General features: G+C 66.8%; 21 protein-coding genes and 1 riboswitch. Of the genes, 13 read left to right on the forward strand and 8 right to left on the reverse strand.

The window, feature by feature from the left end; all coding sequences use genetic code 11:
- Positions 1-327: 327 nt before the first annotated feature.
- Positions 328-2,592, forward strand: coding sequence for a putative bifunctional diguanylate cyclase/phosphodiesterase (locus FNZ56_RS06495; protein ID WP_143879057.1), 2,265 nt, complete (start codon positions 328-330; stop codon positions 2,590-2,592).
- 120 nt (positions 2,593-2,712) lie between these two features.
- On the opposite strand, the gene FNZ56_RS06500 is transcribed toward FNZ56_RS06495, so the two are convergent.
- Positions 2,713-3,801, reverse strand: a complete 1,089-nt coding sequence (locus FNZ56_RS06500; protein ID WP_143879058.1) for a homoserine dehydrogenase family protein — start codon at positions 3,799-3,801, stop codon at positions 2,713-2,715.
- A complete protein-coding gene (gene metB / locus FNZ56_RS06505; protein WP_143879059.1) occupies positions 3,798-5,003 on the reverse strand; it encodes a cystathionine gamma-synthase in 1,206 nt (401 codons plus the stop codon). Before metB ends, FNZ56_RS06500 begins: the two co-directional genes overlap by 4 nt.
- Before the next feature lie 80 nt (positions 5,004-5,083).
- A riboswitch (SAM riboswitch) is annotated at positions 5,084-5,210 on the reverse strand.
- Positions 5,211-5,314: 104 nt separating this feature from the next.
- Between metB and FNZ56_RS06510 the strand changes: the two genes are divergently transcribed.
- The 6 genes from FNZ56_RS06510 to FNZ56_RS06535 all read left to right on the forward strand — a co-directional run bounded on the left by FNZ56_RS06510 (position 5,315) and on the right by FNZ56_RS06535 (position 10,292).
- Positions 5,315-6,427: an NHL repeat-containing protein gene (locus tag FNZ56_RS06510; protein ID WP_143879060.1), complete on the forward strand. Its 1,113-nt coding sequence runs from the start codon at positions 5,315-5,317 to the stop codon at positions 6,425-6,427.
- Positions 6,424-7,365, forward strand: a complete 942-nt coding sequence (locus tag FNZ56_RS06515; RefSeq protein ID WP_143879061.1) for a peptidoglycan DD-metalloendopeptidase family protein — start codon at positions 6,424-6,426, stop codon at positions 7,363-7,365. Before FNZ56_RS06510 ends, FNZ56_RS06515 begins: the two co-directional genes overlap by 4 nt.
- A 62-nt stretch (positions 7,366-7,427) precedes the next feature.
- Complete coding sequence (locus FNZ56_RS06520; protein ID WP_143879062.1) at positions 7,428-9,029, forward strand: peptide chain release factor 3; 1,602 nt, start codon at positions 7,428-7,430, stop codon at positions 9,027-9,029.
- 207 nt (positions 9,030-9,236) lie between these two features.
- Positions 9,237-9,638, forward strand: a complete 402-nt coding sequence (locus FNZ56_RS06525; protein ID WP_143879063.1) for a hypothetical protein — start codon at positions 9,237-9,239, stop codon at positions 9,636-9,638.
- A 116-nt stretch (positions 9,639-9,754) separates the two neighbouring features.
- Positions 9,755-9,994 (forward strand): hypothetical protein, encoded by a 240-nt coding sequence (locus tag FNZ56_RS06530; protein WP_143879064.1) that lies wholly within the window; start codon positions 9,755-9,757, stop codon positions 9,992-9,994.
- Positions 9,995-10,103: 109 nt separating this feature from the next.
- The gene (locus FNZ56_RS06535) at positions 10,104-10,292 is read left to right on the forward strand and encodes a hypothetical protein (RefSeq protein WP_143879065.1); all 189 of its coding nucleotides are present in this window, start codon (positions 10,104-10,106) and stop codon (positions 10,290-10,292) included.
- A gap of 43 nt (positions 10,293-10,335) precedes the next feature.
- Here FNZ56_RS06535 and FNZ56_RS06540 read toward each other — a convergent pair whose 3' ends face one another.
- Together FNZ56_RS06540 and FNZ56_RS06545 are read right to left on the reverse strand one after the other, a co-directional pair.
- Positions 10,336-10,932: an aspartyl/asparaginyl beta-hydroxylase domain-containing protein gene (locus FNZ56_RS06540; RefSeq protein WP_143879066.1), complete on the reverse strand. Its 597-nt coding sequence runs from the start codon at positions 10,930-10,932 to the stop codon at positions 10,336-10,338.
- Between the two features lie 2 nt (positions 10,933-10,934).
- The gene (locus FNZ56_RS06545) at positions 10,935-11,558 is read right to left on the reverse strand and encodes a sulfotransferase family 2 domain-containing protein (protein ID WP_143879067.1); all 624 of its coding nucleotides are present in this window, start codon (positions 11,556-11,558) and stop codon (positions 10,935-10,937) included.
- Between the two features lie 88 nt (positions 11,559-11,646).
- Between FNZ56_RS06545 and trhA the strand changes: the two genes are divergently transcribed.
- The 3 genes from trhA (at position 11,647) to FNZ56_RS06560 (ending at position 14,928) form a co-directional block, all read left to right on the forward strand.
- Positions 11,647-12,291, forward strand: a complete 645-nt coding sequence (gene trhA / locus FNZ56_RS06550; RefSeq protein ID WP_143879068.1) for a PAQR family membrane homeostasis protein TrhA — start codon at positions 11,647-11,649, stop codon at positions 12,289-12,291.
- A 39-nt stretch (positions 12,292-12,330) separates the two neighbouring features.
- Positions 12,331-12,786 (forward strand): MliC family protein, encoded by a 456-nt coding sequence (locus FNZ56_RS06555; protein ID WP_143879069.1) that lies wholly within the window; start codon positions 12,331-12,333, stop codon positions 12,784-12,786.
- Between the two features lie 168 nt (positions 12,787-12,954).
- The gene (locus FNZ56_RS06560) at positions 12,955-14,928 is read left to right on the forward strand and encodes an AsmA family protein (protein ID WP_246064753.1); all 1,974 of its coding nucleotides are present in this window, start codon (positions 12,955-12,957) and stop codon (positions 14,926-14,928) included.
- Positions 14,929-15,113: 185 nt separating this feature from the next.
- Here the strand turns inward: FNZ56_RS06560 and FNZ56_RS06565 are convergent, their stop codons facing one another.
- The 4 genes from FNZ56_RS06565 to mtgA are packed head-to-tail and all read right to left on the reverse strand — an operon-like array spanning position 15,114 to position 17,906.
- Positions 15,114-15,692 carry a hypothetical protein gene (locus tag FNZ56_RS06565; protein WP_143879070.1) on the reverse strand — a complete coding sequence of 193 codons (579 nt, stop codon included), beginning with the start codon at positions 15,690-15,692 and terminating at the stop codon, positions 15,114-15,116.
- A 13-nt stretch (positions 15,693-15,705) separates the two neighbouring features.
- The gene (locus FNZ56_RS06570; RefSeq protein WP_143879071.1) at positions 15,706-16,134 is read right to left on the reverse strand and encodes a CBS domain-containing protein; all 429 of its coding nucleotides are present in this window, start codon (positions 16,132-16,134) and stop codon (positions 15,706-15,708) included.
- Positions 16,094-17,113 (reverse strand): glycosyltransferase family 2 protein, encoded by a 1,020-nt coding sequence (locus FNZ56_RS06575; protein ID WP_143880294.1) that lies wholly within the window; start codon positions 17,111-17,113, stop codon positions 16,094-16,096. The genes FNZ56_RS06570 and FNZ56_RS06575 overlap by 41 nt, the downstream gene beginning before the upstream one ends.
- A 43-nt stretch (positions 17,114-17,156) precedes the next feature.
- Positions 17,157-17,906, reverse strand: a complete 750-nt coding sequence (gene mtgA / locus FNZ56_RS06580; protein WP_246064755.1) for a monofunctional biosynthetic peptidoglycan transglycosylase — start codon at positions 17,904-17,906, stop codon at positions 17,157-17,159.
- Positions 17,907-18,032: 126 nt separating this feature from the next.
- Here mtgA and hslO point away from each other — a divergent pair, with 126 nt between their 5' ends.
- The 3 genes from hslO to FNZ56_RS06595 all read left to right on the forward strand — a co-directional run bounded on the left by hslO (position 18,033) and on the right by FNZ56_RS06595 (position 22,977).
- A complete protein-coding gene (gene hslO, locus FNZ56_RS06585) occupies positions 18,033-18,941 on the forward strand; it encodes an Hsp33 family molecular chaperone HslO (RefSeq protein ID WP_143880295.1) in 909 nt (302 codons plus the stop codon).
- Positions 18,942-19,048: 107 nt separating this feature from the next.
- Complete coding sequence (locus tag FNZ56_RS06590) at positions 19,049-19,909, forward strand: XOO1806 family protein (protein WP_143879073.1); 861 nt, start codon at positions 19,049-19,051, stop codon at positions 19,907-19,909.
- A 176-nt stretch (positions 19,910-20,085) separates the two neighbouring features.
- Positions 20,086-22,977 carry a TonB-dependent receptor plug domain-containing protein gene (locus FNZ56_RS06595; RefSeq protein ID WP_143879074.1) on the forward strand — a complete coding sequence of 964 codons (2,892 nt, stop codon included), beginning with the start codon at positions 20,086-20,088 and terminating at the stop codon, positions 22,975-22,977.
- Positions 22,978-23,015 lie beyond the last annotated feature (38 nt).

A 23,015-nucleotide genomic window follows, 5' to 3' on the forward strand; every position in this document is an offset into this window, starting at 1 on the left:
TTCGCCGTCGCGCAGCATCTGGCGCGGCAAGCGGCCCCTGAGCATTCATTCAAGCAGACGCCGCTTCGCGGTTCGACTTGGCTCGGGCGTTAGCTTCGTAGGATGGGTTGAGCCGAAGGCGATACCCATCACCCTCATGAACCGACAATGATGGGTATTGCTGCGCTCCACCCATCCTACTGAGTTCCCTGCATCGGCAGCGAACACGCTGGTGCGAAACATCCTCGCCGACCTTGCTTCGCGCCTCGCCCCAAACGTGACCGAGTGCCGATTCGGCAAAGCCACGCGCCCGTCGCCGGATGGCGCCGTCCGTCCGGACAGGTGCGCATGGCCATAGCTTCGGCCTATAGTCCGGACATGCGCGCCGGGGGGGCTAGCATCATCCGCTGGGGACTGCTGACCGGGCTGTACTTCGCCGGCACGGTCGTCGCCAGCCTGTACCTGCGCACCCCGCAGGACATCACCCTGTTCTGGCCCTGCGCCGGCATCGGCTACGCCCTCGTGCTGCGCTACGGCACGCGCGCCGCCGCGGTCATCCCCGTCGGCATCCTGCTCATGCACTTGCTGCTGGTGCCGGTGCCGCCGCTGTTCCTGCCGTTCTCGGTCGGTAGCAACCTCTTCGGCGCGCTCGCCGCCGGCGCCTACGTCAGGCGGCGCCACCCGCAACCGCTGCGCCTCGTCTCCGCCGACGGATTGCTGCTGCTGCGCGGCGGACTGCTGCTCGCCATCGTCAGCACCACCATCGGCAGCGCTGGCCTGGTCGTCGCCGGCATCGTTCCGTTCCACGAAATCGGCGATGCGGTTCCGTTGTGGTTCCTCGGCGACCTGCTCGGCGTGACCTCGACCACGCCCGGCCTGATGCTGCTGTTCGCGCAATACGACGGCGAAAGCGCACCCGCGCGTCCGCGTGCGGGATACAGCCGTGCCGAACACGCCGCATGGGTGCTCGCGCTGGGCATCAGCCTCAGCCTGCTGTTCCTCACCGGCCGCGCGGGCAGCCCGTACGCGCTCGGCCTGGTCAGCCTGCCGCTGGCGGCGCTGATGTGGTCGGCGGTGCGCTTCAGTCCCTTGTGGACCACCATCGCCACCTTCGCCACGGTGGTGTTCCTCAGCCTGACCACCGGCCTCGGGCTCGGCAGCTTCATCCGCCCGCCTTCGGCGACGGATGCGTCGCTGCTGATGCTGCTGCTGTGCGTGATCTCGGTGCTGCCGCTGCTGCTGTCGGCCTCCGACCACGAGAAACGCCTCGCCAGTGCGGCGTTGTACCGACGTGCGACGCGCGACCCGGTCACCGGATTGCTGAATCGCACGGCCTTCGCCGAACGCGCGCGCCAGCGCCTCGCCGCGTCCGACGGGCCGCTCGCCCTGCTCCACCTCGACCTCGACCAGTTCAAGCTGGTGAATACCTCGGGCGGGCACGCCGCCGGCGACGAGTTGTTGCGCAACATCGCCGGGCTGGTGCAGGCCGAAGCCGGCGCGAATGCGCTGGTCGCGCGCGTCGGCGGCGACGAATTCGCGCTGCTGGCCGATGCCGGACAGGACGCGGCGACGGAATCGGCGCGCAGGTTGATCTCCGGCATCGAGGCGCTGCGCCCGGCCTGGAACGGCAACATGCTGGCGATCACCACCAGCATCGGCATCGTGCCCAGCCGCCCGCCGCACGACGACCTCGACACCCTGCTTTCGCTGGCCGCCGCCGCCTGCGCCGCGGCCAAGGAACACGGCGGCGGGAGATTCCGCATCGCCTTGCCGGACAGCGACGAAACCCGCCTGCGCACCGCGGGCATGCGTTCGGCGATGCGCGTGCGCGCGGCGATCGAGGAACGCCGCTTCGTGCCGTATTGCCAGTCGATCGTGCCGCTGCACGCCAGGCACGACCACGGCCGCCATTTCGAAGTGCTGCTGCGCATGGTGGAAGCCGACGGCAGCCTGCTGCCGCCGGCCGAGTTCATCGCAGCCGCCGAACGCTACCAGCTCGGCCCGCGCCTGGACCGGCACGTGGTCGACCTGGTGCTGGACTGGATGGAACAGCACCCGGAAGCGACCGACGGCATCGGCATGTGCTGCATCAACCTCGGCGGCGGCACCCTGGTCGACGACGAATTCCGCGATGCCCTGCATGCGCGCCTGCATCGTGGATATTTCCCGCCCAATCGCCTGTGTTTCGAAATCACCGAAACCAGCGTCGCCCGCGACCGCGCGCGCGCCCAGCGCTTCATCGGCCGCATGCGCGAGCTCGGTTGCCGCTTCGCGCTCGACGACTTCGGCACCGGCTTCTGTTCCTTCAGCTACCTGCGCGACCTCGACGTGGATTTCCTCAAGATCGACGGCAGCTTCGTGCGCGACATGGACGCCTCGCCGCTGGCCGGCGCGGTGGTGCGCTCGATCACCGACATCGCCCACGTGCTGGACAAGCGCGCCATCGCCGAGCACGTCGAGGACATGCGCCAGCACGAGGCGCTGGCGAGGATCGGCGTGGATTACGTGCAGGGCTACGCGATCGACCGGCCGGTGCCGATCGACGATTACTTCGCGCCCGTCGGCCCGCGTTCGACCGCGTCCGTCGCCGCGGCCTCGCTGTCGCGGCCCTAGCCGTCGCCGTCGTCGGCAAGCGCGCAGGGCGCAACAAGCGCAGCGCATTGCGCCGCATGCATCCCGGACTTCACCGATTTCGGCGCAATACGCCTTCGGCTATTGCGCCCTACCGACTGATCACACCGTCCCCCCGATCCGCAGCACGTCGTCGAGCAGCGCGGCGGCGGTGACCGCCGCGCCCGCGCCCGGACCCTGGATCAGCAGCGGCTGGCGGCGATAGCGGTCCGACCAGATCGCGACGCGGTTGTCGCTGCCGCTGCCGCCGAGCAGCACGTCGCCGGCGGCCAGCGCTTCCAGCCCGACGCGCGCACGGCCGCTTTCGTCGAGCCGCGCAACGTAGCGCAGCTTCTTTCCGTCCCTGTAGGCGGCGGCGAAGCGTTCGCGCAGCGGCACGTCGAGCGATTCGAGCGCCGCATCGACACACTCGCGCGGCAACGCGGCGAGCTTGGGCGCTACCAGCGATTCGACTTCGACCGCCGTCGATTCGAGTTCCACGCCCGCGCTGCGCGCGAGGATCAGCAATTTGCGCCGCACGTCCTCGCCGGACAGGTCCTCGCGTGGATCCGGTTCGGTGTAGCCGGCATCGCGCGCCTCGCGCACGAAACCCGAGAACGGACGCATGCCGTCGTAGCGGTCGCACAGCCACGCCAGCGAACCCGAGAGCACGCCGGCGATGGCGTGGATGCGGTCGCCGCCGGCCTGCAGTTCGCGCAGTGTGCGCAGCAATGGCAGGCCCGCGCCGACGGTCGCGGAATCGCCGTAACGCGCATCGCCGCGCGCGCAGGCGTTGCGGATGTCGTGCCAGCGGGCGAGTTCGGTGCCCTGCCCGAGCTTGCACGCGGTGACGACGTGGATGCCCAGCGCCAGCCATTGCGCATGCCGATCCGCAACCGCATCACTGGCGGTCGCATCGATGACGATGCGCGCGCCGCGCGAACGGAACGCATTCGCCACCTGGTCCAGCGAGGCGGCGATGCCGATGTCCGGTGCGGGCGCACGCAATGCGACGCCACGCTTGTCGCCCACCGCGCGCCGGCTGTTGGCGACATGCACCAATTGCAGGCGACGGCCGAACGCGGTGCCCTGCCAGCGTTGCAACCGCGCCAGCACCGCGCTGCCGACGGTACCGGTGCCGAGCAACGCGATCTGCGCCGGGCGTTCGACCTGCACCGTGTCGATTGCGGCCGAGGCCAGCGCGACGCTCATGTCGCCACCTTCGCGACCGCATCGCCGGCGCGCGCCGCGCGTTCGAGCCCCGCGAGCAGGTCGGCGCGCAGGTCGTCGATGTGTTCGATGCCCACCGACAGGCGCAACAGCCCGTCGCCGATGCCGGCGGCAGCGCGCACGTCGGGCGCCATCGCCGCATGCGTCATCGTCGCCGGATGCGCGACCAGGCTTTCGACGCCACCCAGTGATTCGGCCAGGGTGAAACATTCCAACCCGTCGGCGAACGCGCGCACTTCGGCTTCATTCGCGAGTTCGAACGACAGCATCGCGCCGAAGCCGCGCTGCTGGCGCGCGGCGAGCGCATGGCCGGGATGCGATTCGAGCCCGGGGAAATGCACCTTCGCCACCGCCGGGTGTTCGTCGAGCAGTTGCGCGAGCGCGGCGGCGTTCTCCTGGTGCACGCGCAAGCGCGCATCCAGCGTGCGCAGGCCGCGCAGCGCGAGGTAGCTGTCGAACGGCGCGCCGGTCAGCCCGAGCGCGTTCGCCCACCATGCGAGGGATTCGTGCAACGCGGCGTCGCGTGCGACCACCGCACCACCGACCACGTCGCTGTGGCCGTTGATGTACTTGGTGGTCGAATGCACGACCACGTCCGCGCCGAACGCGATCGGCGTTTGCAACGCGGGCGAGAGGAAAGTGTTGTCGACCACCGCCAGCGCACCGGCCTTGTGCGCGGCCTCGACGACGAAGCGCAGGTCGGTGATGCGCAGCAGCGGGTTGGATGGCGTTTCTATCCACACCAGCGCCGGCTTTCGTGCCAGCGCCGCGGCCAGCGCACGCGGATCGGTGAGGTCCACGAGTTGCAGGTCGAAGCCGCCCTTGCGCGCGAGCGCGTCGAACAGGCGCCAGCTGCCGCCATAGCCGTCGTGCGCGGCGAGCAGCGTGTCGCCCGGCTGCAGCAACGCGTGCAGCACCAGCGCGACCGCGGCCATGCCGGTCGCGGTGACGACGCCACCGGCGCCGCCCTCGAGTTCGGCCAGCGCTTCGGCGAGCAGGTCGCGGGTGGGATTGCCGCTGCGGGTGTAGTCGTAGCGGCGCTTTTCGCCGAAGCCGGCGAAGCTGAAGTTCGACGACAGCACCAGCGGCGGCACCACCGCGCCGAAGGCGGGATCGCGGTCGATGCCGGCGCGCACGGCGCGGGTGGCGGGACGCAGGCAGGAGGCGGGCGGATCGAGGGACATGGCGGGCTCCGGGCGTGGGCAAGGGCCATCCAGCTCCCACGGAGCGCAGCCGACGTGTTCGCTGCGCAACAGCGCGAACACGACCATCTGCCGGGGGCGCAGGCCTCCGCAGGAGTTGGCACCTTTCGCCGGCTTCCCCTAGGTCGGGAAGTCGTCGTGGTTGCCCCGGCGTCTTAGGGCCTGTCCCTCAGCCGGTCTGGATGGATGGATCCAGCTTCGCAGCGGTTCCCGGACTTGTCAATCCCTTCATCCGCATGAAGCGATGGAATTTCCCCTTCCCGCGCGGCGGGCCCATTCCGCATACTTCGCGGATGCGAATTTCCCCCGTCCCCGCCACCCTGATGGCGCTGCTGCTGGCCGCCTGCGCCAGCCAACCCGCGGCCTCCGCCGTTCCCCCCAGCCCCGACTCCACCCCGGCCGCCACCGCACCGAAGGTGCTGCTGGTGCCCGAAAGCTTCGTGTCCGCGGAAACGCCGGCCGAGGAACTCGATTCGGTGGCGACCTGGACCGCGCCCGACGGCCACACCCTCGCCATCGTCACCGGCAAGTCCACGCATCGCCTCGACGTCTACGACGGCGACAGCGGCCAGCGCCTGCGCGAAGTCGGCAGCGAAGGCAGCGCGCCCGGCCAGTTCTTCCGCCCGAACGGGATCGCGATCGCCGACGACAAACTGTTCGTGGTCGAACGCGACAACCACCGCGTGCAGGTGCTGTCCCTGCCCGGTTTCGAGCCGGTCGGCTCCTTCGGCGAAGGCGAATTGCGCAGCCCCTACGGCCTGTGGATCAACCAGACCGAGCCGGGCGAACTCGAGGTCTACGTCACCGACAGCTTCATGTACGGCAAGCACTACGACGTGGTGCCGCCGTATTCCGAACTCGACCAGCGCGTGCGCCGCTACCGCGTGCAGTTCGACCAGGACGGCAAGCTGATGGCGAACTACGGCGGCGCGTTCGGCGATACCAGCAAGGAATACGGGCTGCGCATGGTCGAATCCATCGCCGGCGACGCGCGCAACGACCGCATGCTGATCGCCGACGAGGACACCCGCCACCTCTCGACGCTGCGCGAATACGGCTTCAGCGGGAAATTCACCGGCCGCAGCCTGCCGCAGGACAGTTTCGGCGCGCAGGCCGAGGGCGTGGCGCTGTGGACCTGCCCCGACGGCAGCGGCTACTGGATCGCGGTCGACCAGCTCGCGCCGCTCACGATCTTCCACCTGTTCGACCGCAAGACGCTGGCGCCGGTCGGCAGCTTCACCGGCAAGGTGACCTCGCACACCGACGGCGTCGCGCTGCACGGGCCGACCAAGCGTTTCCCCGGCGGCGTGCTCTACGCGGTGCACGACGACAAGGCGCTGGCCGCGTTCGACCTGCGCGAAGTCGCGCGCACGCTGCGCATCGCGCCGACCTGCCTGCAGCAATGACCTGCGCAGGCCGCGCCTGGCTGCTGCTCGCGGCGCTCGCCGTCGCCGCGCTGCCGGTGGCGCGCGCGGCCAAGGTCTATCGCTGGGTGGATCGCCAGGGCGTGGTGCATTACGGCGACAGCGCGCCCGCTGCGAACGCGGTCGTCGGCGGCAGCTCGCGGGTGAAGGTCATCCCCGTTCAAGCCGAGCCTGGTGCGATGGTCGCGCTGCGGCTCGAACACGACGGCGATGACTACCTCGCCTACGCCGACAACCGCCTCGCCGGCCCGGTGCAGGTGCGGTTGTCGTTCACCCGCAGCCGCAACGTGGTCGGCGATCCGCTGCTGCCCGCGCGCGCGACGGTCGATCCGCGCGGCAGCACGCTGGTGGCGCGCATCGGTTCGGCCGATCCGGCGAACGGCGGCGATTTCGAATTGCGCCTGGATGCCGTTCCCGGCGATCCGAGCGCGCGCCCGCGGGATTTCGAATACGCCTACCCGCTGCAGGGCGGCGACGTGCAGGTGGCGCAGGGCTTCGGCGGCGGCTGGAGCCACCAGGACGAACAGAACCATTACGCGGTCGATTTCGCCGCGCCGATCGGCACGCCGGTGTTCGCCGCGCGCGACGGCACGGTGATGCAGGTCGAAAGCGACTTCGACAAGGCCGGGCTCAACCTTGAGAAGTACGGCGGCCGCGCCAACTACGTGCGCATCGTCCACGACGACGGCACGATGGCGCTGTACGCGCACTTGCGCGAGGGCGGCGTGCTGGTGCGCGTGGGCCAGCGCGTGGAAAAGGGCCAGCAGATCGGCCTGTCCGGCAACACCGGCTTCACCAGCGGGCCGCACCTGCACTTCGCGGTGCAGGTCAACCGCGACATGCGCCTGGTCTCGATCCCGTTCCGGATGTTCGGGCCGCGGGGCATCCTGCGCTTCACCGACGTGTCCGCCGGGCACTGAACGCGCGGGTATAATTTCCGGATCCCATTCGACCCGATTCCGCGCGCGTGCGCGGCGCCGCCATGTCCGAAGTCTCTACCGAAGCCGCGCGCCGCCGCACCTTCGCCATCATTTCCCACCCCGACGCGGGCAAGACCACGCTGACCGAAAAGCTGCTGCTGTTCGGCGGCGCGATCCAGATGGCCGGTTCGGTGAAGGGCCGCAAGGCCGCGCGCCATGCGACGAGCGACTGGATGGCGCTGGAGAAGGAACGCGGCATCTCGGTGACTTCGTCGGTGATGCAGTTCCCCTACGAAGGCCGCATCGTCAACCTGCTCGACACGCCCGGCCACGCCGACTTCGGCGAGGACACCTACCGCGTGCTCACTGCTGTCGATTCCGCGCTGATGGTGATCGACGTCGCCAAGGGCGTCGAGGAACGCACGATCAAGCTGATGGAGGTGTGCCGCATGCGCGACACGCCGATCATGACCTTCATCAACAAGCTCGACCGCGAGGGTCGCAACCCGATCGACCTGCTGGACGAGGTCGAATCCGTGCTCGGCATCCAATGTGCGCCGGTGACCTGGCCCATCGGCATGGGCTCGCGCCTGAAGGGCGTCGTGCACCTCGTCAGCGGCGAGGTGCACCTGTACGAAGCCGGTCGCAACTTCACGCGGCAGGATTCGACCATCTTCGCCAGCATCGACGACCCGGGCGTGGAAGCGGCCATCGGCGCGAACATGCTGGCCGAACTGCGCGAGGAACTGGAACTGGTGCAGGGCGCCTCGCACCCGTTCGACCGCGACGCCTACCTCGCCGGCAAGCAGACGCCGGTGTTCTTCGGTTCGGCGGTGAACAACTTCGGCGTGCAGCCGCTGCTGGATTTCTTCGTCGAACACGCGCCGTCGCCACAGGCGCGCGCGACCACCACGCGCGAAGTGGATCCGACCGAAAGCAAGCTGACCGGCTTCGTGTTCAAGATCCAGGCGAACATGGATCCCATGCACCGCGACCGGGTCGCGTTCATGCGCGTGTGCTCGGGCAAGTTCAGCGCCGGGATGAAGGCCTTCCACCCGCGCACCGGCAAGGAAGTGAAGCTGGCGAACGCGCTGACCTTCATGGCCTCGGATCGCGAGATCGCGGAAAGCGCCTTCCCCGGCGACGTGATCGGCATCCACAACCACGGCACGATTTCCATCGGCGACACCTTCAGCGAGGGCGAGCAGCTCGCCTTCACCGGCATCCCCAACTTCGCGCCGGAACTGTTTCGCCGCGCGCGCCTGCGCGATCCGCTCAAGCTCAAGCAATTGCAGAAGGGACTTGCGCAGTTGTCGGAGGAAGGCGCGACCCAGTTCTTCCGCCCCCTGATGTCGAACGACCTGATCCTCGGCGCGGTCGGCATGCTGCAGTTCGATGTGGTCGCCTACCGGCTGAAGGACGAGTACGGCGTGGAAGCGTCGTTCGAGCCGGTGCAGGTCGCGACCGCGCGCTGGACCAAGTGCGACGATGCGAAGAAGCTCGAGGAATTCCGCGAGAAGAACGCGATGAACCTCGCGCTCGACGCCGCCGGCGAGCTGGTCTACCTCGCCCCGACGCGGGTCAACCTGCAGCTCGCCGAGGAACGCGCCCCGGCGGTGCGCTTCCTCGCGACCCGCGAGCATGCGCACGCGGTCGACGTGTAGGAACCGGTTATCACCGCGGATTCGCGGTGATAACGCATATCGCCCCGGATTCGCCGATATGCACGGCGCCTGCCTGCCGTTTACGCGGGCCAGAAGGTCGAGGAATGCACCGATCCTCGTGGGAATATCCCGCTTGACGACGCCTTGAGCGAAGCTGAATATCCTGCGCATATCGCCCGATTTGGGCACTACATGTAGTTAGGGCTCATGAGCACGGCAACGCAACGCTTGGCGCTAATCACATTAATTGGCTCGATTGCGTTGCCCGCCTCGGCTTCGGATGCTATCCGCATTGACGTTCACGACCTTGCCAGAGACAAAACAGCCTTACTCGGCAAGCACGTCACAGCCCACGGCTGTCTTGTGATCAACATCCACGGGGAGTTCATTGAGCCTTGTGGCAGCAGCAACTCGCGGGAAATCACGCTAGTCGAGATTCGTGACTACAAGCTCATTCAAAAAGCTCTTGGCCGCCTGGACCTTGATTCCGATCTTGAGGGCGATTTCTCTGGCGTAATTGTGGAAGAGTCTATCGACTGGCCGGAGCCGGGCAAGGCAATATTCTTGAGGCTTGAATCCATTAACGGAATCACCTTGAATGAGCCCTAACAATTCGTTCAAGCCGAAGCCGCTTCGCGGGTCGGATTAATTCAGGCATTAGCACTCACCCGGGAGTTCTTGTGGCGATTGACGTTAGAACCCGTGACTCGAAGATTTGGACTGTCATGGGCATTTTGTTCGGCGCGCTTCGATTCATAGACTTCTTTTTCTACGGAAGGCATCTTTATGACCTGATTGCCGGCTCCGGATTCCTCATAGTCGCAATTGGCGCCTATCTAAACGGCTTTCAAACTCTTGAGGCTCTCTCAACCTCGGGAAAGAAATCGTCCATCAATGGCTACGCATTCGCACTTATTGGTTTTGTGCTTGTTGTTGTTTCCATGATCATTAAATACTCGCAGTGAGTGCTAACAAATCATTCAAGCCGAAGCTGCTTCGTGGCGCGGCTTGATCCGGGCATCAGGCACCACGCATTCCCACCGCTCGTCCACGACGCTTGAGAGGTGACAACCGATGAGCTCCCGCCGCGAATCCTTTCGAGTCGCCTTCGTTCTCGCCGCCTTTGGCCTCCTGAGCCTGCTCAGCATGCTCGCCCGCCCGAGCCTCGCCACCGTTCGCGCGGTGGATATCGTGCACCTCATCGGCACGGGCATGTGTCTTGGCGGCGCCATCGTGGCGTTTGCCTGGGCACGTTCGAAGTAGTCGCAAGCGCGGCTGTGTCAGGCGTCAGGCGCCGACATGCGCATCAACCCACCCAATCGGGATCGGGTTGGTCCGCGTCGTAATACTCGAAGATCAGGTGGATGCGGTCGCTGTCGCCGTCGTTGTTCACCGCATGGATCCCGAGGTTGTTGACTTCCACCGCCTCGCCTTCCGGGAAATGGTGCACGCTGCCGCCGGACAGGAACGACACCTTCGGATTGGTCAGGATCGGTACGTGGATCTTGTGCGGCCATTGCGCCGCCGCGTTCGAATCGACGTGCGGATGGATGATGCCGCCCGGCGCCATGCGCGCGAACATTACCCGCGGATACACGCCGCGCGCGTATCCGTACGGTCGTGTCGCCAGTTCCATGATCGGGAGCAGGCGCTCGCGCCATTCCGCCCACGCCGGCCGGTCGTGCGATTGCCGCCAATCCTTCGGGCTGTCGATGAAGCGGAACACGATGTGCCGCGTGCGGTCGAGCGCCTCGAACTTGTTCGGCTTGGCCGCGTTCTCCGCATCCCACACCGATTCAGGGATCGCGAGCACGGCGTCGCGGATCGACGAAATATCGACCTTGCCGAGGTGGCGCACGGTCGTGGTCTTGCGTGGATTGGCGTGCATGGTCGGAACGTGCATGGTCAGAACCGGTAGCCGAACAGTTGCAGGTCGCGCGCGTACAGCTGCGCCACGCCATCGACCAGGTCGCGATCGTAATACTGGCGGTAGTCGCCGCGGCGCGAGCCGTTGACCTTGTCCAGGGCTCGGCCGGGGATGCCGATCCTCGCGCACAGCGCGTCGTAGGATTCCTGCATGGTCTCGACCCGACCGATGAAATCGGTCGCCAGGGCGCCCCGTTCGTCCACGAGCAGCGTGTATTGCGGCTGGAAATGCACGTGGTTCAGTGGGCGCAGTTCGAACAGGATGCGGTGCATGGTGGCGCGCGGATCGCGGTCGAAATCGCCGGCCTGCCGGGTCATGAACGAGCAATACGACACGAAGCGGTCGAACGGATTGCGCACGAACGCGAACTTCAGGTAATCGCGCATCACGTCCGGGCCGAGGAACGGCGCGACCTGGCGCAGGCTGAAATGCCCGTGCCCGAGCGACGCGAGTTCCGGCCACGGGAATTTCTTCTGCTCGAACAGGCCGACCTGCTCGATGTCGTCCGGGCCCAGGTGCTCGCGCAGGGCCTGGCGCACGGCATGCGTCCCGGTCTTGGGGATCGGCACGAAAACATAGCGATGCGCGTGGGAAACGATCATGGGCGACGAAACCGGTTTCGCCCATGATAAGGCAGGCGATTCCGCGCATGGAGCAATTGCTCGGCGCCGGGCGCGCATGGTGGGCGGCATGCACGCGACCCTTGCATTCGACCGCGGCGAACGCGCCAACGCCCTCACCGCATGGCTCGGGCTGGCGTTGGCACTGGCCGGCGCATGCTGGATGCTGCCGCTGGCGATCCTGCGCGGCAATGCTTGGCAGTGGGCATCGGCGCTGGCGTTCTCGTTCGCGCTGGTGCTGATGCACCTCGCCTCCAGCCTGTACCACAGCGCCAGCGTTCCCGCGCGCAAGGCGCGGCTGAAGGTGCTCGACCACTGTGCGATCTACCTGCTGATCGCGGGAACCTACACGCCGTTCACGCTGGTCGCGTTGCGCGGCGAGCCGGGCTGGATCCTGTTCGCGGCGGTGTGGACGCTGGCCGCCGTCGGCGTGGTGTTCAAATTGTTCAGCACCGGTCGGTTCCGGTTGTTCTCCACGCTGGTCTATGTCGCGATGGGCTGGCTGGTGCTGTTCGCGATCAAGCCGGTCTGGGCCGCGCTCGATGCATGGACGCTCGGCTGGCTGTTCGCGGGCGGCGTGGCGTACACGCTCGGGACACTGTTCTATCTCCGTCGCTCATGGCCGCATTCGCACGCGGTGTGGCACCTGTTCGTGATCGCCGGCGGCGCCTGCCATTTCATCGCGATCGCGGCGCAAGTGCTGCCGCGCGCATGACGCGCTAGAGTGCGGCAACGTCCATCCGCACTCCACGCCATGCGCCGACATGCCGCACTGATCGTTTCCGCCTTCGTGCTCGCCGCCTGCAACCGCGCACCGGCCCCGGCCCCGGCCGACGCATTGCCGGAGACCGCATCGACGACGGAGCCGCGAGCGCCGGCAACGGCTTCCGTCGCCGCTCCGGCGACATCGCCGGAACCCGCGGCATCCGCACCGCCGCAACAACCCGCACCGATGCCGGAAGGCAGTTTCGCGTCCTACCAGTGCGACGACGGCGCGCAGGTCGAGGTGCATTTCAACGGCATGGCCGCGGGCGTGTCCTGGCCCGACGGCCGCAGCGTGCAGTTGTCGCAGCCGAAGTCCGCGGCCGCAGGCGAACCGCAGGTGTATTCGAATCGCAAGGTGCGGATCGAACGCGCGGCGGATGGCCTGCACCTGCGCGACGGCGACAAGGCGGAAACGCTGTGCACGGAGACCGAAGCCAGCGCGTGAGTGGTTGCGATCCACCCGAACAGACGCCACCCCGCGGTTGTACCGACGGCGAACGATATCAGCGCATGATTGCGCGCTGAACCGTTTTCCGGACACTTCACCCGCGCTTGACCCTTGTGCAGGAAAGGTGACGGCAATCGCCTCCGGAAACCTGCTCGCGCAAGGCGCATGAAAGAAGAAGACGACCGCAAAGCCGTTCCCGCATTCGCCACCCTGCGGCGCCATCCCTGGATGAGCGCGACCGGCGTGGTCGCCGTTGCGATCGCGCTGCTGATCCTGTTCTGGGACTGGAACTGGTTTCGCAAACCGCTCTGCGGTTATGTGCAGGCCAAGACCGGACGCGCCTGCGAAATCGCCGGCGATTTCGACGTCGATCCCGGGCGCGTGACGCGCGTGACCGCGAACGCGGTGCGCTTCGGCAACGCGTCGTGGTCGAAGCGGGGCGACATGGCGCGCGCGGATCGGGTCGCGGTCGATTTCGAACTCTGGCCGGCGCTGTTCCACCGCGAATTCCGCATCCGCGAATTGCGGCTGGTGCAACCCGACGCGGTGCTCGAAACCGGGCCGGAGGGCAAGGGCAACTGGGTGTTCGGCGAAGGAAACGCCAATGCGAAGGCGCAGTTCCGCAGCCTGTGGATCGACGGCGGGCGGCTGCGCTTCTTCGATCCGCCGAACAAGACCGACATCGACATCGAAGTCGCCAGCGAGGCCGCGAGGAAACCCGGCGAAGGCGCGCCCATCCTCGCCAAAGGCAGCGGGCGCTGGCGGGGCAGCGCGTTCACGCTGCAGGGCCGCGGCGAATCGCCGCTGCAGCTGCGCGACAGCGAACGGCCGTACCGCATCGACGTGACTGCGAGCGCGGGAAACACGCATGCGCACGCCGTCGGCACCCTGCTCGACCCGCTGCGATTCCGCGATTTCGACATGGAGCTCGCGCTGCGCGGGCGGAACCTGGAAGACCTGTATCCGTTGCTCGGCATCGCCACGCCGCCGACGCCGCCGTACCGGCTCGACGGACGCCTCACGCGCACGATCGAAAGCCCGGCCGGCAGCACCTGGAAATACGACGGATTCACCGGCGTGGTCGGCGACAGCGACCTCGCCGGCTACGCGCACGTCACCACCGGCGGCAAGCGCCCCTACCTGCGCGCCGACCTGCGTTCGAAGCGGCTGGATTTCGACGATCTCGCCGGTTTCGTGGGTGCCGCGCCGAAAACGGGCGGCGGCGAATCGAGCAACCCCGAACTCGCGGCGCAGGCCGCGAAACAGGCCGCGAGCCCGCGGCTGTTGCCGGCCACGCCATACCGGCTCGACAAGCTGCGCGCGATGGACGCAGACATTCGCCTGCGCGCGGGCCGGATCGACACGCAGAAGCTCCCGATCGACGACATGGACGCGCACCTGCGGCTCGAGAACGGCCTGTTGCGCCTGGACCCGCTGGATTTCGGCGTCGCAGACGGCGACATCCGCTCGACCATCCGCATGGATGCGCGCGAAAGCGCGATCCGCACCCGTGCCGACATCACTGCGCGCGGCCTGGACCTGGCCAAGCTGCTGCCCGAGGTGCCATTGGGCAAGACCGCGATCGGCAAGGTCGGTGGCGACATCGCGATCGCGGGTACCGGCAATTCCATCGCCGCCATCCTCGGCAGCGCCAACGGCGACGCGCGCATGGACATGGGCGAAGGCCGCATCAGCAAACTGCTGATGGAGTACGCGGGGCTCGACCTCGCTGGCGTGCTGCGCATCAAGCTCACCCACGACAGGCAGATTCCGATCCGCTGCATGGCCGCCGATTTCGCAGTGAAGGACGGCGTGATGGACGCGCGCAACTTCGTGTTCGATTCGGCCGAAACGCGGCTGGAAGGCAGCGGCAGCATCAATCTTCGCGATGAAACGCTCGACCTGACCGTGCGACCGCGCACCAAGGGCTTCAGCCCGCTGTCGTTGCGTTCGCCGCTGTACGTGCGCGGCAGTTTCAAGCAGCCGCAGTTCACGCCCGACTATGCGCGCATGGGCCTGCGCGCTGGCGCGGCGGTGGCATTGGGAACGGTCGCGGCGCCGGCGGCGGCGCTGCTCGCGACCAGCGACCTCGGACAGGGCAAGAATGCGCCGTGCGCGGCCACGCCGGCGAAAAAGTGAAACTCAATCGTAGGGCGCATTAGCCGAAGGCGTAATGCGCCTGATGTCACGCGCCGGAAATCCATGCGGCGCAATGCGCTTCGCTTATTGCGCCCTACGTTCCTTGCAATTCGTAGCGAACGACGATGTTCGGCCGGCAACGGTTTAGCCGAATGGAGGGCCAGGCTTGAATGAATTGCCGGGCGTCATTTCCTGTCAAATTCCCATTCATGCACCAGCCGGCCTTGCTCTTCACTGAGCAACATCCAGTCGGGTGCAGGAAACTCCCCGCCATCGTTCGCCTCTACGTGCCAGGACCGTTCAAGCAGCACCCTGAAGCCTTGCCCATGCCGCAGCAATCTGACGTCCTGCCAAATTGCACCTAGCGTGCCGCCGTTTTGCACGAAAGCCCCAGTCTTCGCATCGATGACTACCGCAATGAGCTGATCACTTGAGGGGCGGCCATTGCGGGGGATGAGCAGCAGCAACCTTCCGTGGGACCATTCGAACGCACCGATGTCTCGACAGTAGTTCTTGGCGTCGGATACGAAGCGGGCTGGTTCAAACAAAGCCGGTCCAACGGGCAAGGGGGCGGGTTTGGCTTTCCCCCAAACAAGCGTGACGACCTGATCGTCTTGATAGGCGTCGCCGCTCCTGGATTCGAAACGGAGGGAGAAATCCGTGCTGCCGAACTTGCACGTTGCCGTCCATTGCGGACGGAATGCGGGCTCTCCAGCCAGCGCTGGAAACGCGGCTAGCAGCAATAACAATGGAAACCATCGCATCAATTTAGGGCCCCTAACTCGCGATATACCGCTGCAAATGATCGAGCTGGATCTGCTGTTCCTCGATCATCGCCTTGACCAGGTCGCCGATCGACACGAGGCCGACCAGCTCGCCGCGTTCCAGCACCGGCAGGTGGCGGATGCGGCCGTCGGTGACGACCTGCATGCAATGCTCGACGCTGTCGTCGGGCGCGACGGTGTGCAGTTCCGCGGTCATGATGTCGCGCACCGGCGTGTCGGCGGAACTGCGCCCGAGCAGCGCGATCTTGCGCGCGTAATCGCGTTCGGAAAATATCCCGGCGAGCTTGCCGCCTTCCAGCACCAGCACCGCGCCGATGCCCTTGTCGGCCATCAGCCGCAGCGCCTCGATCACCGGCGCACCGGGCGCGATGGAATGGATTTCAGCCGGTTTCGACTCGAGCAACTGGCGGACGTTGCGCATGCTGGCCTCCCGCGGCGGTCGACGTCGCCGAGGATACTCCCGTCGCCGGCATCCAGGCATCGACGAGGTACAGCGGGCGCTGCTTGGCCTCCTCGTACAGGCGGCCGAGGTATTCGCCGATCAGGCCGAGCGCGACCAGTTGCACGCCACCGAGGAACAGGATCACCGACATCATCGTGGGCCAGCCCGCGACCGGATCGCCCCACAACAGCGCCTTGGCGATGATCCACGCGCCATACACGAAGGCGACGAAGGCGGTGGCGATGCCGAGGTAGGTGGCGACGCGCAGCGGCGCGGTGCTGAAACTGGTGATGCCTTCCAGCGCGAAATTCCACAGCTTCCAGAAACCGAACTTGCTCGAGCCCGCCAGCCGCGGCGCGCGCACGTAGGGAATCGCCGCCTGGCGGAACCCGACCCAGCCGAACAGGCCTTTCATGAAGCGATGGCGTTCGCGCAATTCGCGCAACGCGGCCAATGCGCGCGGCGAAAGCAGGCGGAAATCGCCGGTATCGGCCGGCACCGGGGTCTTCGACAGGCGTCCCATCACCCGATAGAACGCGTGCGCGGTGGCGCGCTTCAACCAGCCTTCGCCCGCGCGGGCGCTGCGGGTGCCATGCACGTCGTCGAAGCCTTCCTGCCACTTGGCGACGAATTGCGGGATCAGTTCCGGCGGATCCTGGCCGTCGGCATCGAGGATGAGTGCCGCGCCTTCGGTGACGCGATCGAGTCCGGCCGTCAGCGCCAGTTCCTTGCCGAAATTGCGCGACAGCCGCAGCAGCGAGACGCGCGCATCGTTCGCCGCGATCGCCTGCATCGCGTCCCAGGTGCCGTCGCGGCTGCCGTCGTCGACGTACAGCACGCCGCCTTCGACGCCTTGCTCGCGCCGCAATGCGTCCAGCGTCGCGGCGATGCGCGGCTGCAGCAGCGGCAGCGCCGACTCCTCGTTGAAGGCGGCGACGACCACGGTCAGGGTCGGCATGTGGCGGGGCTCGTCCTGCATGCGGCGATGGTAGCGCGCCGCTTCATTCCAGCGCGCCCAGCGACGCGGTTCCGCCCATGGCACGCATCTGCCGCTGGATCGCGTTCGCGCGGCGCTGCACATACGGCCCCGGCCGGGCCACGCTGTAACGCCGCGGATTCGGCAACACCGCCGCCATGCGCGCGGCTTCGGCCGACGACAACCGCGATGCATCCTCGCCCCAGAAACTGCGGGCCGCCGCCTGCGCGCCGTAGATGCCGTCGCCGAATTCGGCGAAGTTCGCGTACATCTCGAGGATGCGCGATTTCGGCCACAGGGCTTCCATCAGCACCGTGTACCAGGCCTCCAGGCCCTTGCGCAGCCAGCGCGTGGGGCCGTTGCCCGCCCACAGGAACAGGTTCTTCGCGGTCTGCTGGCTGATGGTGCTGGCCCCGCGCAGCCGTCGCACCGGCGTGCCGCGTTTCTCGGCGCGCTCGACCATGCGCGCGTTGTGTGCGCGGGCTTTATCGATGGCGGAGAAGTCGAAACCGTGGTGGCGCGCGAAGTTCTGGTCCTCGGCCGCGACCAGCGCCAGCGGCAGGTTCGGCGAGATCCTGGAAAGATCGCGCCAGTCGTGGGCGATGCGGAACGACCAGTCGGCATGCGCGAGCGCCTGCATCTGCCGGATCGCCATGAAGCTGGAGAACGGCGGATCGATGACGCGCAGCACCAGCACCTGCGAAAAGCTGACCAGCAGGAACAGCAGCGGCAGTTTCCACAACCAATGCAGCCAGCGCCGGCGTTTGCGCGCCACGGCCCCGGCCTTCGTCACGTTCGCTTGCGCATCCACGTCGCCGGCCCCATTTCGTCGACTCCCATCGCAACGCGCATTATCCCGATGCCGAGCACCGACACGAACCCCGCCATGTCCGAGAAGACCATGCATGCCGCCCCCGACCAGCTCGGCCGCTTCCTCCTGCCCGATGCCGGCGTACGCGGCGTGCACGTGCGGCTGGACGAAGCTTGGCGCGAAATCCGCGGGCGTGCCGAATATCCGCCGGCGGCGGCCGAACTGCTCGGCGAAGCCGCGGCCGCGGCCGCCCTGTTCACCGGCCACGCCAAGGTCGACGGGCGCCTGTCGGTGCAACTGCGGGGCGATGGCGCCTTGCGCACCCTGTTCGCCGAATGCACCGCCGCGGGCACCTTGCGCGGCATCGTCCAGCTCGGCGAAGGAGCGGTTTCGCGCGACCTGGGCGAGGCCGTCCCGGGCGGCGTGCTGGCGATCACCATCGAAAACCCGGGCAAGGGCGGGCGCGAACCGATCCGCTACCAGGGCCTGGTGGCGCTGTCCGCGGATACGCTCGCCGGTGCGTTCGAAGGCTATTTCCGCCAGTCCGAACAGCTGCCGACCCGATTGCTGCTCGCCGCCGACGAACACCGGGCGGCCGGGCTGATGCTGCAGAAGCTGCCTTTCGACGGCGGGCCTGGCGACGGCGGCGACGCGGACGGCTGGAACCGGGCTTCATTGCTGTTCGACACACTCGGTCCCGCCGAGCTGCTGGCGCAACCGGCCGATGTGCTGGTCCATCGCCTGTTCCACCAGGACGCGCCGCAATGGCTGGACCGTCGTTCGCTGCGCTTCGGCTGCTCCTGCTCGCGCGAACGCGTGGCCGCGATGCTGGTTTCGCTCGGCCGCGAAGAGGTCGATGCCGCGGTCGAAGCCGGTGGCGGAACTGCCGGGATCCGCTGCGAGTTCTGCGGCCAGGCCTACAACTTCGGGGCAGCCGAGGCTGCAGCCCTGTTCTCGGCGCCGCAGGCGACGAACGGGGCCCCGGCGACCTTGCAGTGACGCGATCCGAGCGTGCCGTGCCAGTTGTTAAGGAAACATAAATCGGCTAAGCTCGAGGCGCCTGAATCCGAGGAACTTGCCGGCTTCCGCCGAGTCTCATCCACGCCATGTCCCGTCGCCTGTCCCTGTCGCTCGCCCTGCTCCTCGCCTTCGGCGTGGCCAGCGGCGCGCGCGCGCAATCCGCGCCGGTCGCGGACACGGCGGTGTTGCCGGTCTGGAACAACGCCAGCGGCAAGGTCGAGGCCGTGCTCGTGCTCGAACCCACGACGGCTGCCGAGGCCGGCGGGCGTTTCCGTTTCGGCAACAGTTCGCTCGATGCCACCTTCGGCCTCGACGCCGGCGATTCGCTCGCACTGCTCTGCGACCGCAAGAGCGGCATCGCAAGCGCGATCGGCAACCTTGCCAACAACTGCCTGCTCGCGTCTCTGGATACGGACGGCAGTTCGCGACGGAATGCCGCAACCGCTGCGTTTTCCCGCGGCGGCGCGCGTTTCGGCGTCGGTGTCGGCGATGGCCGCGACACCCTGCCCGCATGGCTGACACCCGGCTCGGGTTCCACCAAGGTCGATATCAATGACCTGACCGTCTTCGCGCGCAAATCACTGCCGCGCGAAGGCTACGTTTCCATTGCCGGCACCGTGGCCAAGGCGCGGCTCGTGCCCTATCTCGATGCCCAGGCCAGCGGCCTGCTGCCGGACCGGTTCACCACCCGGTCCATGACCTTGGCCGGCGGTATCGGCGCCTTCAGCGCCAATATCGTCGGTCATGTCACCGATACCCCCGGACAGTCCAAGTGGGAAGGGCTCGGTATCGGCCTCACCTGGCGCACTCCCTGGAGCGGCCAGCTTTCGGTGGGTGCGGACAATGTCATCACCCGGGGCAAGAACCCCTTCTCGCTGGGCACCGACGGCGATGGGCAGGCAGACGATGGTGCCGTGCCCTATATCCGCTACGAGCAGGATCTGTGACCTGAGTCGCACGGGCAAGTGCTTGTCCTGAAAGGGTTTCCTGCGCCGTTTAACGGCACTTTAATTTCTCTCCGAAGCCGGCTACTATCGGCCTTGGCCTGACCGCATTTGGCGTCTTTCTTGACCCTGTCGGTGAGGTTCCCATGGGAAACACCAAGACTCACCTGGAGAGAGAGATGACCCTGAAGACCACCAAGCTCCGCGATGCGATTTCCCTCGCACTCGCCGTGGGCGTTACCACCCTCGCGGGTACCGGTGTTGCATTCGCGCAGGACGCGACCACGCCGGCCCCGGCCACGGATGCCGACCAGGCCAAGACCCTGGATCGCATCGAAGTCACTGGTTCGCGCATCCGCCGCGTCGATGCGGAGAACGCCAGCCCGGTCGTGACCATCGACCGCCAGGCGATCGAGAAGACCGGCAAGCTGACCATCGGCGATCTGGTGCAGGAACTGCCCAACATCGCCGGCGCGGCGACCAACCCGACCGTCAACAACGGCGGCGGCACCGGCGCCTCGACCGTGGAACTGCGCGGCCTCGGCTCGCAGCGCACCCTGGTCCTGATCAACGGCCGTCGCATGCTGCACATCGGCGGCACGGACGGCGGCGCGGACGTCAACTCGATCCCGGCCTCGGCGGTGGAACGCATCGAAGTGCTGACCGTGGGCGCCTCGTCGGTGTACGGCTCGGACGCGGTCGCGGGCGTGGTGAACTTCATCATGCGCAAGGACTTCGACGGCATGCAGGCCTCGGTCGACTACGGCATTTCCAGCCGCAGCGACGGCCAGCGCACGGGCGGTTCGTTCACCTTCGGCCAGACCGGCGAGAAGGGCAACGTCATCGCCGGCGTGAACTACAACCAGTTCGACGGCATCTCCTCCGCCGATCGCGACTACTCCAAGAATGCGGTGTACCTGTACGGCGGCAGCATCGTCGGCCTCAATGGCTCGATCGGCTCCGGCCGCAACCCGCGCGGCCGCATCTACCTGCCCGAAGGCAATTCGTTTGGTTGCGGCTCGGTCACGCTCATCCCCGGGGCCACGGGTTCCTCGACCGCCGACTACCGCTGCTATGCGGCGAGCGCCGACTCCTACAACTACCAGCGTGCGAACCTGATCCAGACCCCGCAGGAGCGCACCAACGCGTTCTTCCTGGGCAACTACCAGCTGACCGACGACGTCAGCGCGTTCATCGAGTACTACCACAACAAGACCTCCGCGAACTTCGGCATCGCCGCGCTTCCGTTCGACGCCGACAGCGATGGCGTGGTCATCTCGAAGGACAACTACTACAACCCGTTCGGCGTCAACTTCGGTCCCGTCAGCGACACCGACGACAACGAGTTCCTGACCCGCTTCACCTCGCTGGGCCAGCGCGCGGCGTTCTTCAACACCGTCACCGACCAGTTCGTGACCGGCCTGGAAGGCTTCCTCGGCGACACCTGGAAGTGGGACGTGGCGCTGAACTACGGCCACCAGAACCAGTCCTCGCTGACCAGGGGCTATGTCTATTACGAAGGCCTGCGCGATGCGCTCGGCGCCTCGTTCATGGACACCGACGGCGTCGTGAAGTGCGGCACCGCCGGCAACGTGATCGAAGGTTGCACGCCGCTCAACATCTTCAACATCAATGATCCGCAGACCATCGCGACGCTGGGCCAGTACACGGCCAACCCGCTCAGCAGCCAGCTCTACATCATGAAGAGCATCGAGGCGAATGCCTCAGGCGAGCTGTTCGACATGCCGGCCGGCGCCGCGCAGCTGGCGTTCGGTGCCCAGTGGCGCAAGGAATACCTGCGCAGCGATGTCGACTTCATCACGATCGCCGATTCCAGCGGCCAGTGCTTCATCGCCCAGGAAGCCTGCGGCTCGCCGGTGAGCGGTTCCTATACTTCCAATGAACTGTACGGCGAGTTGTTCCTGCCGCTGCTCAAGGACGTGCCGTTCGCCAAGTCCCTGAACGTCACCCTCGGCACGCGTTACTCGGACTTCGACCTGTTCGGCAACAACACCAGCTCGAAGCTGCAGGTGGAATGGCGCCCGCTCGACGAGTTGTTGCTGCGCGGCACGGTCGCGGAAGTGTTCCGCGCACCGGCCATCGCCGACGTGTTCGCAGGCCCGGCCGGCAATGCACCGCAGTTCGTCGATCCCTGCGTCGGATACGGCGCGACCGGCTCGCCGCTCAACCACGAGAATGCTTGCGGCGCTCCGACCGGCGCAACCGCTATTCCGGCCGGTGGCACCCAGTCCACTGGCCTGAGCCAGTCCACGGGCGTGGTGTCCGGTTCGGCGTACGCCGGCTACCAGCTGAAGCCGGAACAGGGCAAGTCGTTCGACTGGGGCGTGGTGTACGACCCGAACTGGCTGCCCGGCTTCTCGGTCAGCGTCGACTACTGGCGCATCTACCTGAACGACCTGATCACCACGATCGGCGCGCAGACGGCAGTCGATGCCTGCTACGCCGACGAGTCCAGTCCGTTCTGCGGCTTCATCCACCGCAAGGGCAACGGCCAGGTCCAATACGTCAGCCAACCAACCGTCAATCTCGGTCGTCTCGATACGAAGGGCTGGGACCTGGCGCTGCGCTACAAGCTCCCCGACACCTCGTGGGGCAGCTGGAGCTTCGGCTTCGACGGCACCTACATCGCCCAGTACGACGTCGACGTCGGAGGCGGCACGGTGCCCCTGGCTGGCATCTTCAACAAGGACTTCGGTAATTACTCGCGCGTGCGCGGCCGCCTGTTCGCCAACTGGAACAAGGGTGACTGGTCTGCCTCCTACCGCTTGCGTTACGTCGGGGGATTCACAATCGCCAGTGCTGACGGTGGTTGCCAAAACGATCCGGTCTTCTGCTATTCGAAGGACTATGGTTCGTACATCACGCACGGCGTCTCGGCCAGCTACGCCCTGCCCAAGATCAATTCGACGATCGAGCTGGGCGTGGACAACCTGACCGACAAGCAGCCGCCGATGATGTTCCAGAACAACGTGCTGAACGCCAACACCGACGTGAGCACCTTCGACACGATCGGCCGTTACTTCTTCGGCCGTTACACGGTCAAGTTCTGATCCAACGTCCTACTGCTAGACTTCGGGGCCGCATGGGA

The sequence above is a fragment of the Lysobacter lycopersici genome, from assembly GCF_007556775.1.
Taxonomy (GTDB): Bacteria; Pseudomonadota; Gammaproteobacteria; order Xanthomonadales; family Xanthomonadaceae; genus Pseudoluteimonas; species Pseudoluteimonas lycopersici.

Excerpts from the sequence above, each read along its gene's own strand:
- FNZ56_RS06520 (WP_143879062.1), top strand. The coding sequence starts at position 7,428 with ATGTCCGAAGTCTCTACCGAAGCCGCGCGCCGCCGCACCTTCGCCATC.
- FNZ56_RS06545 (WP_143879067.1), bottom strand. The coding sequence starts at position 11,558 with ATGATCGTTTCCCACGCGCATCGCTATGTTTTCGTGCCGATCCCCAAG.
- metB (WP_143879059.1), bottom strand. The coding sequence starts at position 5,003 with ATGTCCCTCGATCCGCCCGCCTCCTGCCTGCGTCCCGCCACCCGCGCC.
- FNZ56_RS06560 (WP_246064753.1), top strand. The coding sequence starts at position 12,955 with ATGAAAGAAGAAGACGACCGCAAAGCCGTTCCCGCATTCGCCACCCTG.
- FNZ56_RS06570 (WP_143879071.1), bottom strand. The coding sequence starts at position 16,134 with ATGCGCAACGTCCGCCAGTTGCTCGAGTCGAAACCGGCTGAAATCCAT.
- trhA (WP_143879068.1), top strand. The coding sequence starts at position 11,647 with ATGCACGCGACCCTTGCATTCGACCGCGGCGAACGCGCCAACGCCCTC.
- FNZ56_RS06590 (WP_143879073.1), top strand. The coding sequence starts at position 19,049 with ATGTCCCGTCGCCTGTCCCTGTCGCTCGCCCTGCTCCTCGCCTTCGGC.
- hslO (WP_143880295.1), top strand. The coding sequence starts at position 18,033 with ATGCATGCCGCCCCCGACCAGCTCGGCCGCTTCCTCCTGCCCGATGCC.
- FNZ56_RS06595 (WP_143879074.1), top strand. The coding sequence starts at position 20,086 with ATGACCCTGAAGACCACCAAGCTCCGCGATGCGATTTCCCTCGCACTC.
- FNZ56_RS06500 (WP_143879058.1), bottom strand. The coding sequence starts at position 3,801 with ATGAGCGTCGCGCTGGCCTCGGCCGCAATCGACACGGTGCAGGTCGAA.
- FNZ56_RS06565 (WP_143879070.1), bottom strand. The coding sequence starts at position 15,692 with ATGCGATGGTTTCCATTGTTATTGCTGCTAGCCGCGTTTCCAGCGCTG.
- FNZ56_RS06530 (WP_143879064.1), top strand. The coding sequence starts at position 9,755 with ATGGGCATTTTGTTCGGCGCGCTTCGATTCATAGACTTCTTTTTCTAC.
- FNZ56_RS06510 (WP_143879060.1), top strand. The coding sequence starts at position 5,315 with ATGCGAATTTCCCCCGTCCCCGCCACCCTGATGGCGCTGCTGCTGGCC.
- FNZ56_RS06495 (WP_143879057.1), top strand. The coding sequence starts at position 328 with ATGGCCATAGCTTCGGCCTATAGTCCGGACATGCGCGCCGGGGGGGCT.
- FNZ56_RS06575 (WP_143880294.1), bottom strand. The coding sequence starts at position 17,113 with ATGCCGACCCTGACCGTGGTCGTCGCCGCCTTCAACGAGGAGTCGGCG.
- FNZ56_RS06535 (WP_143879065.1), top strand. The coding sequence starts at position 10,104 with ATGAGCTCCCGCCGCGAATCCTTTCGAGTCGCCTTCGTTCTCGCCGCC.
- FNZ56_RS06555 (WP_143879069.1), top strand. The coding sequence starts at position 12,331 with ATGCGCCGACATGCCGCACTGATCGTTTCCGCCTTCGTGCTCGCCGCC.
- FNZ56_RS06540 (WP_143879066.1), bottom strand. The coding sequence starts at position 10,932 with ATGCACGTTCCGACCATGCACGCCAATCCACGCAAGACCACGACCGTG.
- FNZ56_RS06515 (WP_143879061.1), top strand. The coding sequence starts at position 6,424 with ATGACCTGCGCAGGCCGCGCCTGGCTGCTGCTCGCGGCGCTCGCCGTC.
- FNZ56_RS06525 (WP_143879063.1), top strand. The coding sequence starts at position 9,237 with ATGAGCACGGCAACGCAACGCTTGGCGCTAATCACATTAATTGGCTCG.